This window comes from Polaromonas sp. P1_G2, assembly GCF_056405515.1.
Genome location: NZ_JBFUBY010000834.1, coordinates 1 through 541, shown reverse-complemented (window position 1 = coordinate 541; position 541 = coordinate 1). Strand labels below are relative to the sequence as shown.

Annotated in this window: 1 protein-coding gene; it reads left to right on the top strand. The window is 61.9% G+C overall.

Annotated features, from left to right (window positions below; genetic code table 11):
- A partial coding sequence (locus tag AC1D0P_RS27870) for an ABC transporter permease subunit (protein ID WP_477679692.1) occupies positions 1-541 on the top strand: 541 nt, incomplete at both ends.

Here is a 541-nt window from a genome sequence, read left to right as displayed (position 1 = left end):
GTCTTCGTGTTGATCCTGCTGATGGCGATCTGCGCGCCGCTATTGGCGCCGCACGCGCCGCAGGATCAGAACCAGGGATTGCTCCTGTTGCCGCCGGTCTGGATGGACGGCGGCCGTGACACTTTCCTGCTCGGCACCGATGCCGTTGGACGGGATATCTTGTCACGGCTGATTTACGGTGCGCGCTTCTCGCTGTTCATCGGTCTCGTCGTCGTGACGTTTTCGGTGCTTGTCGGTGTCCTTGTCGGCCTGATCTCCGGCTATTTTGGCGGCCGTATCGATACGGCCATCATGCGCGTCATGGATGTTATCCTTGCTTTTCCATCCCTGCTGCTGGCACTGGTGCTCGTTGCCATCCTCGGCACCGGCCTGACCAACGCCATGATCGCGATCTCGCTCGTCAACCAGCCGCATTTCGTTCGGCTGACGCGCGCGGCGGTGTTGACCGAACGCGGCAAGGACTATGTCGTCGGCTCGCGCGTTGCCGGCGCGGGCATGCTGCGGTTGATGTTCATCACCATCCTGCCGAACTGTCTCGCGC